The sequence below is a fragment of the Streptomyces blattellae genome (assembly GCF_009709555.1).
In the GTDB taxonomy this organism is placed as follows: domain Bacteria; phylum Actinomycetota; class Actinomycetes; order Streptomycetales; family Streptomycetaceae; genus Streptomyces; species Streptomyces blattellae.
In genome coordinates, this window is the sequence record NZ_WJBG01000182.1 from 156,262 (window position 1) to 165,412 (window position 9,151).

A 9,151-nucleotide genomic window follows, 5' to 3' on the forward strand; every position below is an offset into this window, starting at 1 on the left:
TGCTAGTCTCAGCGTGCGAGGTGCGTACATATGTTTCATGGCGTGATTTAGGGGAATCAACGGGGCCCCATGACAGTCATGGGGTTCAACGGGGGAGGGTTTCATGTCTGTTGACCGTGTCGAAGAGGTCGAGGGTGGCAACGAAGCGGAAGCCGTCACCACCGCGGACCTGCGCTACTACCCGGTCGCTCCCGGCGTCCGGCTCAACGTCCGCCGTGGTCCGGGCACGCAGTACAGCATCGTCCGCGTCCTGCCCGAGGGCGCGAGGGTCCCGATCTACTGCCAGACGCCGGGCACGACGGTGACGGGCCCCTACGGCACGTCCAACATCTGGGACAACATCGACAGCGGCGAGTTCGTCTCGGACGCCTACGTCAACACCGGCAGCGACGGTTACGTCGCCTCGCGCTGCGGCTGAGCCCCACCGGAGCCCGCGGCGACCCGGCGCCATAATCGACGCGTGAGCGACGATTCCGGCACCCCGGCCACCCCCGCGGGCTCCAACGGCACCCCCGCAGGCTCCAACGGCACCGGCACCCCGGGCCCCCGCCCCGAGCCCATCCGCTTCTTCGGCACGACCTGGGTGAACCACGACAACGGCTACACAACCCGCCGCATCGCAGCCGCCGCAGGCTCCCTCGCGGCCACGGTGGCCGCCTGCCTCATCCTCCGCTTCGCCTACGAAGGCCTCCAGATCGCCGACACCGGCAGTTTCGTCAACCTCCTGGTCGTCGCCATGTTCGCCGTCTGCACCGCACTCGCCTTCCGGCACACCTGGGACGCCTTCGGCCGGCGCCCCGACCCCGACCACCAGTCCTCCCTCCGCGGCCTCCTGGCCATCGGCTTCGTCGGCTCCCTCCTCGCCTATGCCATCCGCACCCTCGTCGAGGCCCCGGGCGAAAGGCTCCACCGCAAGGAGTACGCAGCGGCTCGCGAACGGCACGAGAAGCGGACGACGCGCCGCTCGGGCAGCCCTGCGAAGAAGAAGCGCCGGGGGAAGGGTTAGAGGCGGGGTGACCGGGGCGTGGACGGGGTGGGGGCGGTGGCGTCGGGGGCCGACGGTTCAGGCCGCCGCGGTGTGGCGGGTTCGCCCAGCCGACAGCGCGCCCCGCGCCCCTCCTACCGGGATCTCACCGCCACCGCCCCCCACCCCGTCCACCATGTCCGTATGACGGCTTCCTCCCACCTCACCCGAGCCCACTCCTTCAGCGCAGCCGCAGCCCAGTACGCCTCCAACCGCCCCTCCTACCCGCCCGCCCTCTTCGACGCGATCGAGGAACTCGCCGCCCGCCCCCTCACTGGCGCCCGCGTCGCAGACATCGGCGCCGGCACCGGCATAGCGACCGCCCTCCTGCACGCCCGCGGCGCGGACGTGATCGGTGTCGAACCAGGCGACGGCATGGCGGCCCAGTTCCACCGCACCAACCCCGGAATCCCCCTCGTCCGGGGCACCGGCAACGCCCTCCCTCTGGCCACCGCCTCCGTCGACTTCCTCACCTACGCCCAGGCATGGCACTGGACCGACCCGGACCGCTCGGTCCCAGAGGCGCTCCGCGTCCTGCGCCCCGGCGGTGCACTCGCCCTGTGGTGGAACACGTCCGCCCTGGACGTCCCCTGGATCGCGGCCCAAGCGCACCGCATCGGGCACGCCTTCGGCACCGATCCGGTCGTCGCTGCGAACGGTGCCAGCACCCGCGCCGCCGACCCCTCCGGCCACCTCGGCTTCGCCCACCGCGTGGTCCGCTGGAGCCGCCGCGTCTCCGTCGACACCCACCTGGCCAACATCGGCAGCCACTCGATCTTCCTGGTCCAGCCCGACGAGACCCGCACCGCCTTCCTGGCCGAGGAGAAACAGCACCTCCGGAGCCTCTTCCCCCACGGAACCATCGAGGAGACCTACGACGTGGAACTCCTCGTCGCCACCCACACCTGACCGGCACGGCGGCGCCCAGCGTGGCGCCGCCGCCGCACCCCCACGCCTCCCACTTCCCCGTGGCCCGACCAACTCCCTCCCCGCCCCCACACCACAGACGCCGCCACGTTCACGCATAGCGGCAGCGCGACGAGGAACCCGCCGAGGAAACAGAACAAATCCGCCGCGCCCACGGCACCGGTCACGCCAGGAGCACCGGTGGCGTCCCGGCAGCTGGTGTACCGGCTCGAAGCGCAGGAATCCGCAGGTCATCGCCGTATCGCCGTATCGCCGTATCGCCGCGTCGGCGCGTCGGCGCGGTTCGTGGCCGCACCCGGTGCCGACGGCAGGTCAGCTACTGCGCGACCGGGAGCCTTGTCTCACGGGGTGGCCGCCGCGCGGCTTACCGGAAAGCGTCGAGCAAGTTCGCTCACACCATGAAGCGGGACGCGACCGGAGCACCTCGCGCACAGAGCGGAGAAGCAGCGGAGGCACCCGCGAGAGAGCCGCACGGCCGCCGCCCGGGGAGCAGACGACCGGAGTCCTCGGCCCCAACACGCGCCCCCGCACCCAAACTCGCTCGCCGGCGCCGACTCACGCGCCGACTGGCCCTCTCCGCGCTCACCCCACCCCACCCCACCCCACCCCACCCCACCCCAGGCCTGCCTCGCCGCACGCCCCGCCCCGTGGTGCACACCCGCCCCCGTGATGCCCGCCCTTGCGATGAGCACCCCGTGACCCATGCCGCCATGACCACGCAACCGCCTCAAGGCAGGCGAGGCCCCCGCCTGAGCGCACGCCTCACCGACACCCAACCTAGACACCCAACCTTGACGCCCACCCCCCACCAGAGGATTATTCACCACATGATGAATTACACGCCGGGCCCACCCGACACGACACCGAAGGCGACCGCGATCCACGCCGCCGACCTCACCGTCGTCCGCGGCCCCCGAACGGTCCTGCGCAGCCTCGACTTCACGGTCCCGCCCGGCCAGATCACCGGCCTGCTCGGCCCCTCCGGGTGCGGCAAGTCGACGCTCATGCGGGCGATCGTCGGCACCCAGGCCAGGGTCACGGGCACCCTGGAGGTCCTGGGGCGCCCGGCCGGCCACCCCACCCTCCGCACCCGCATCGGCTACGTCACCCAGGCCCCGTCGGTCTACGACGACCTCACCATCCGCCAGAACCTGGCCTACTTCGCGGCGATCCTGAACCCGGGCCGCGCGGCCGCAGAGCACCGCCACGAAAACGTCACCCGAGCCATCGCCGACGTCGACCTGACCAGCCACGCCGACGTCCTGGCCGGCAACCTCTCCGGCGGCCAGCGCAGCCGGGTCTCCCTCGCGGTGGCGCTCCTCGGTACCCCCGAACTCCTGGTCCTGGACGAACCGACGGTAGGCCTGGACCCGGTGCTCCGCCGCGACCTCTGGAACCTCTTCCACGACATCGCGGCCACACGCGGCGCAACCCTCCTCATCTCCTCCCACGTCATGGACGAGGCCGAGCGCTGCCACCGCCTCCTGCTGATGCGCGAGGGCGAGATCCTCGCCGACGACACCCCGGACGCCCTCCGCACCCGTACCGGATCCGAGACGGTCGAGGCGGCCTTCCTGCACCTGGTGGACGCGGCGATCGCGGCGGCCCGTACGAAGGAGACGACGCGATGAGCACGACCACGATGCGTACGACGATGAAGCCCGCCCCCACCAGCGCCCTGAACGTCTCCCGCACCACCGCCACCGCAGCGCGGGTCCTCGGCCAGCTCCGCCACGACCCGCGCACGATCGCGCTGATGATCCTGATCCCGTGCGTGATGCTGTTCCTGCTGCGCTACGTGTTCGACGGCAGCGCGCGCACATTCGACAGCATCGGAGCGTCGCTGCTGGGGATCTTCCCCCTCATCACGATGTTCCTGGTCACGTCGATCGCCACGCTCCGCGAACGCACCTCCGGCACGCTCGAACGCCTCCTCGCCATGCCCCTGGGCAAAGGCGACCTGATCGCGGGCTACGCCCTGGCCTTCGGCACGCTGGCCATCATCCAGTCGGCGCTGGCGACGGGCCTGGCGCTCTGGTTCCTGGGCCTGGACGTCACCGGCTCCCCGTGGCTCCTGCTCCTGGTGGCCCTCCTCGACGCCCTCCTGGGCACGGCCCTCGGCCTCTTCGTCTCGGCCTTCGCGGCCTCCGAATTCCAGGCGGTCCAGTTCATGCCGGCAGTGATCTTCCCTCAGCTCCTCCTCTGCGGCCTCTTCACCCCCCGCGACAACATGCACCCCGCCCTGGAAGCCATCTCCAACGTCCTCCCCATGTCCTACGCCGTCGACGGCATGAACGAAGTGCTCAAACACACCGACATGACAGCCGACTTCGTCCGAGACGCCCTCATCGTCGCCGGCTGCGCCCTCCTGGTCCTCACCCTCGGCGCCGCCACCCTCCGCCGCCGAACCACCTGACACCCTCGCCCGCCGCCCCCCCCCGTTCCGTCTTTCAGCCCGTCCGGCTTCTCCGCCCGGGGCCGCTCGGCGTCTTCCAGCCCGTCCGGCGTTTGAGGACGAGGCCGTTCAGGCCGATGGAGCCCAGGCGGGGCCAGGGGGCGAAGCCCCGGTGGGTTCAGAGGGCGGAGCCCCGGTGGGGTGCAGGGGCGGAGCCCCGCGGGGGGCCAGGGCGCGGAGCCCCGGTGGGTTCAGAGGGCGAAGCCCAGCGGGGGTCCAGGGGGCGAAGCCCCTTGGCGGGGTCGAAGGGGCGGAGCCCCTTCAGGATGGGACGGGTAGGGGCGGCGGGGGCGAACCCCATCAACGGCCACCAGACAGCGCACCCCCGGCCCCCGGCCCCCCGGCCCCCCGGGCCCCCGGCCCCCCGGGCCCCCGGCCCCCCCGGGCCCCCGGCCCCCCGGGCCCCCGGCCCCCCGGGCCCCCGGCCCCCCGGGCCCCCGGCCCTCCGACATCCCGCCCACCGGACACCCACCCCCCACCCCCACCCCAAATGCGAGGATGACCCCGGACGACAACCCCCGGAGGGCACCCCAACCATGACCCAGAAAGTCGCAGTCCTCGGCACCGGCAAAATCGGCGAAGCCCTGCTCAGCGGAATGATCCGAGCCGGCTGGACCCCGGCCGACCTCTTGGTCACCGCCCGCCGCCAGGAACGGGCCGGAGAACTCCGCACCCGCTACGGCGTCACCCCGGTCACCAACCCGGAAGCCGCCAAGACCGCCGACACCCTCATCCTCACGGTCAAACCGCAGGACATGGGCACCCTCCTCGACGAACTCGCCCCCCACGTCCCCAACGACCGCCTGGTCATCAGCGGAGCCGCCGGCATCCCCACCTCCTTCTTCGAGAACCGCCTGGCCGCCGGCACCCCGGTCGTCCGCGTCATGACGAACACCCCGGCCCTGGTCGACGAGGCCATGTCGGTCATCTCCGCAGGCACCCACGCCAGCGAAGCCGACCTCGCCCACGCCGAGGAAATCTTCGGCGCCGTCGGGAAGACCCTCCGCGTCCCGGAGGCCCAGCAGGACGCCTGCACGGCCCTCTCCGGCTCGGGACCGGCGTACTTCTTCTATCTCGTCGAAGCGATGACGGACGCCGGCATCCTGCTTGGCCTGCCCCGTGACAAGGCCCACGACCTGATCGTCCAGTCCGCGATCGGCGCGGCGACGATGCTCCGCGACAGCGGCGAACACCCGGTCAAGCTGCGCGAGAACGTCACCTCCCCGGCCGGCACCACTATCAGCGCCATCCGCGAACTTGAGAACCACGGCGTACGAGCCGCCCTCATCGCCGCCCTCGAAGCCGCCCGCGACCGCAGCCGCGAACTGGCCTCCGGCAACAACGGCTGACAGGCGCTCGCCACCACCACCAACCGAGCCCGGGCTCCCCGCACCACGGGAATCCGCCCCCGCCCTCGAAGACGCCACCCGTGTCGGAAGTTGTCGACCGCTCATCGCGACGGACGTCTTGTCCCACCCTCAGGCGCATGCTTAACGTCGGACGAAACAGCGGAAAGCGCTTTCCCCCCGGCCTTCCTGAGGTGCTTCTATGCCATCCAGCTCCACCTCCATCTCCACCTCCCCCCTCCGAGCAGCAGTCGTCGGCACCGGCGCCATCGTCACCGGCAGCCACCTCCCCGCCCTCCGCGCCCACGCCGACCGCATCGAACTGGTAGCCGCCGTCGACGTGGACGCCACCCGCCTCTCGGAATTCCAGAAGCTGGCCGGTGAGCGGGTCACCGGCTACCACGACCTGCCCACCATGCTGGACACCGAGCACCCCGACCTCGTCCTCATCGGCACCCCACCCGCCCTCCACCAGCAGCAGACCCTCGCCGCCCTCAAGTCCGGCGCCTGGGCCCTGTGCGAGAAACCGCTCACCCTCTCCCTCGCCGAATACGACGCACTCGCCGCCGCCGAGGAAGCCACCGGCGCCTACGCCTCCGTCGTCTTCCAGCACCGCTACGGCTCTGGCGCCGTCCACGCCCGCGACCTCATCCAGGACGGCACCCTCGGCACCCCACGGGTAGCCCACTGCCAGACCACCTGGCACCGCGACGCCGCCTACTACGCCGTACCGTGGCGCGGCCGCTGGGCCTCCGAGGGCGGTGGCCCCACCATGGGCCACGGCATTCACCAGTACGACCTCCTCCTGCACCTCCTCGGCGACTGGACCGAGATCCGCGCGATGGCCGCCCGCCTCGTGCACGACACGGAGAGCGAGGACGTCTCCACCGCCCTCGTCCGGTTCGCGAACGGCGCCCTAGCCACCGTCGTCAACAGCGTCCTGTCACCCGACGAGGTCAGCCGTATCCGCATCGACTGCGACCGCGCCACCGTCGAACTCACCCACCTCTACGGCCACTCCAACACCGACTGGACCTACACCCCCTCTCCCGCAGCCACTCCCATTCCACCACCCGCCACTGACACTCCCAGCTCCCACACGGCCCAGCTCGGCGCCCTCCTCGACGCCCACGACCAGGGCGTACGGCCCCCGGGCAGCGGCGCCGAAGCCCGCCGCACCCTCGAATTCGCCGCCGCCCTCTACAAGTCGGCCTTCACCGGGGCGACCGTCCGGGCCGGCGAGATCACGCCCGGCGACCCGTACTACTCCGCGATGCACGGCAACCACCCGGAATGGAGCCCCAAGTGACCGCCTCCCGCACCGCCGAGCCCCGGATCCAGGTGACCCACGTCCACGGCGAACGCATCACGGTCACATGCGGTGATGTCCAGCTGATGGCGTACGTCTACAAGCCCGACCCCGATCCCTACGAGTCCCGCAAGCCGTACATCCACCCCTTGCGCACCCTCTCCGGGCACCCGGTCTCGGGCTACCGACCCAACGACCACCGCTGGCACAAGGGCCTGCAGATGACCGCCAGCCACCTCTCCGGCCAGAACTTCTGGGGCGGCCACTCCTACATCCACGGCGAGGGCTACCTCCCGCTACCTGACCGCATCGGCTCCATGCGCCACGACGGCTTCGACACCTTCGACGTCTCCGGCGACCGCCTCTCCTTCACCGAGCACCTCACCTGGATCGAGAACCAGGGCGCCGAATGGGCCCGCGAGACCCGCACGGTCACCCTCAACGACGTGGACGAGGCCTCCGGCTCATGGACCCTCGACTGGTCCATCCACCTGACCAACACCCGCGCGGACGGCGAACCCCTGACCTTCGGCTCCCCGACCACCGCCGGCCGAGAGCACGCCGGCTACACCGGCCTGCACTGGCGCGGCCCCCGCGACTTCACCGGCGGCCGCGCCTTCGGCCCCGACAACCCGGACGACCGCGACGCCTCCGACGACCTCATGGGCACCCAGTCCCCCTGGCTCGCCTTCACCGCCGAACACGACGACGTCGACGGCCACTCCACGCTCGTCTTCGCCCACGCTCCGGAGAACGAGAACGCCATCCACCCCTCCCACTGGTTCGTCCGCTCCCAGCCCATCCCCACCGTCGCCTTCTCCTGGGCGTTCCACGAGGAGTTCGCACTGCCGCCGGGGGAGTCCTTCTCGTACCGCTACCGGATCCTCGTCGCCGACGGCGCCTGGGACACCGCGCGCGTGGCGGCCCGACTGAAGGAGCTGAACTGGTGACACTCCCCGACACACCCCCACTCCCCGGCGGCATCGCCCTCTCGCATCTCTCTCCGTACGACTGGCAGGCCGCCGACGGCGTCTGCGGCGGCAGCCCTCACCTCCACCTCGTCTGCACCGAGGCCTACGTCGTCACCGGTGGTACCGGCAGCGTGCAGACCCTCAGCCCCGACGGCTACCGCGAACTCCCGCTCCAAGCAGGCACAGTCGCCTGGTTCACCCCTGGCACCGTCCACCGCATGGTCCAGGGCGATGGCCTCCGCATCACCGTCCTGATGCAGAACAGCGGCCTGCCCGAAGCCGGCGACGCCGTCTTCACCTTCCCTCCCGACCACCTGGACGACCCCGACCGCTACGCCGCCGCAGCCACCCTCCCGCCCCCTGACAGCCCCGACATCGAGGCCGCCGCCCGCAACCGCCGCGACCTCGCCGTCGAGGGCTACCTCACCCTGCGTGAATCCCTCCGCGCCGGCGACTGCGCCCCGTACCGTGCCTTCCAGGAAGCCGCAGCCCGCCTGGTCGCCCCCAAGGTCGCCGCCTGGCGCGGCATCTGGGAACGCGGCGCCCTCGCCGCCGCCCGACACACCGCCACCCAACTCGACGCCCTCGCCACCGGCACCGCCAGCGACTACCTCGCCACAGCCACCGCCCTGAGCACCGCCCCCCTCCGCCTCGGCGGCTACGGCATGTGCGGCCGCCGCGACGAATACCAACTCCCCAGCGGCTGACAGCGAGTCCCAGACAGTTCCTCAGCGTCAGAGGAGAACGGCCGCCGAAGCGGCGGCCGTTGCCCCTGCCCGGACCCAAGTTGACACGCCCAGACCCGGTACGTAGTGTTCTCCGAGTTGTCCGACGTGAGCGCCGACTCCGGTCGGTCCCCGGACAGCCATTCCGTAAGTATCAAGCCACTACTCGACGAGCAGTGATCATTCTGCCGTCGCTTCATTGGTGTGTGTATTTACGAAATGAGGAATCCGCGTTCGAGAGATCGCAAGCCCCCGATTAGCTCGGGAGCGAGGAATCCGCTAAAGTCTCACTCGTCGGAACGGCCCAACGGCCGGGAAGGCGAAGCCCGCTGACTGGGAATCAGGCCCGAAAGGATCTGATAGAGTCGGAAACGCAAGACCGAAGGGAAGCGCC

General features: G+C 71.1%; 9 protein-coding genes. All 9 read left to right on the forward strand.

All coding sequences use genetic code 11. The features are described from left to right. Positions 1-103 precede the first annotated feature (103 nt). The 9 genes from GFH49_RS24045 to GFH49_RS24090 all read left to right on the forward strand — a co-directional run bounded on the left by GFH49_RS24045 (position 104) and on the right by GFH49_RS24090 (position 8,739). Complete coding sequence (locus tag GFH49_RS24045; protein ID WP_155058148.1) at positions 104-418, forward strand: SH3 domain-containing protein; 315 nt, start codon at positions 104-106, stop codon at positions 416-418. A gap of 42 nt (positions 419-460) precedes the next feature. Further along, positions 461-1,006, forward strand: a complete 546-nt coding sequence (locus tag GFH49_RS24050) for an EamA/RhaT family transporter (RefSeq protein WP_155058149.1) — start codon at positions 461-463, stop codon at positions 1,004-1,006. A 162-nt stretch (positions 1,007-1,168) separates the two neighbouring features. Beyond that, complete coding sequence (locus tag GFH49_RS24055) at positions 1,169-1,933, forward strand: class I SAM-dependent methyltransferase (RefSeq protein WP_155058150.1); 765 nt, start codon at positions 1,169-1,171, stop codon at positions 1,931-1,933. A gap of 845 nt (positions 1,934-2,778) precedes the next feature. Continuing rightward, entirely contained in the window at positions 2,779-3,582 is an 804-nt protein-coding gene (locus GFH49_RS24060; protein ID WP_155058151.1) for an ABC transporter ATP-binding protein, read from the forward strand. After that, positions 3,579-4,367 (forward strand): ABC transporter permease, encoded by a 789-nt coding sequence (locus tag GFH49_RS24065; RefSeq protein ID WP_155058152.1) that lies wholly within the window; start codon positions 3,579-3,581, stop codon positions 4,365-4,367. Before GFH49_RS24060 ends, GFH49_RS24065 begins: the two co-directional genes overlap by 4 nt. Positions 4,368-4,942: 575 nt before the next feature. Continuing rightward, entirely contained in the window at positions 4,943-5,755 is an 813-nt protein-coding gene (gene proC / locus GFH49_RS24075) for a pyrroline-5-carboxylate reductase (RefSeq protein WP_155058154.1), read from the forward strand. A 199-nt stretch (positions 5,756-5,954) separates the two neighbouring features. Beyond that, positions 5,955-7,061: a Gfo/Idh/MocA family protein gene (locus tag GFH49_RS24080; protein WP_155058155.1), complete on the forward strand. Its 1,107-nt coding sequence runs from the start codon at positions 5,955-5,957 to the stop codon at positions 7,059-7,061. Beyond that, complete coding sequence (locus GFH49_RS24085; RefSeq protein ID WP_230396458.1) at positions 7,058-8,011, forward strand: DUF6807 domain-containing protein; 954 nt, start codon at positions 7,058-7,060, stop codon at positions 8,009-8,011. Before GFH49_RS24080 ends, GFH49_RS24085 begins: the two co-directional genes overlap by 4 nt. Beyond that, positions 8,008-8,739 (forward strand): cupin domain-containing protein, encoded by a 732-nt coding sequence (locus GFH49_RS24090; RefSeq protein WP_408055949.1) that lies wholly within the window; start codon positions 8,008-8,010, stop codon positions 8,737-8,739. Before GFH49_RS24085 ends, GFH49_RS24090 begins: the two co-directional genes overlap by 4 nt. The last annotated feature ends 412 nt before the right edge of the window (positions 8,740-9,151 follow it).

Bases quoted from the DNA above. Each gene is read 5' to 3' on its own strand.
- GFH49_RS24045 (WP_155058148.1), top strand. From the start codon at position 104: ATGTCTGTTGACCGTGTCGAAGAGGTCGAGGGTGGCAACGAAGCGGAA.
- GFH49_RS24055 (WP_155058150.1), top strand. From the start codon at position 1,169: ATGACGGCTTCCTCCCACCTCACCCGAGCCCACTCCTTCAGCGCAGCC.
- GFH49_RS24060 (WP_155058151.1), top strand. From the start codon at position 2,779: ATGATGAATTACACGCCGGGCCCACCCGACACGACACCGAAGGCGACC.
- GFH49_RS24065 (WP_155058152.1), top strand. From the start codon at position 3,579: ATGAGCACGACCACGATGCGTACGACGATGAAGCCCGCCCCCACCAGC.
- proC (WP_155058154.1), top strand. From the start codon at position 4,943: ATGACCCAGAAAGTCGCAGTCCTCGGCACCGGCAAAATCGGCGAAGCC.
- GFH49_RS24080 (WP_155058155.1), top strand. From the start codon at position 5,955: ATGCCATCCAGCTCCACCTCCATCTCCACCTCCCCCCTCCGAGCAGCA.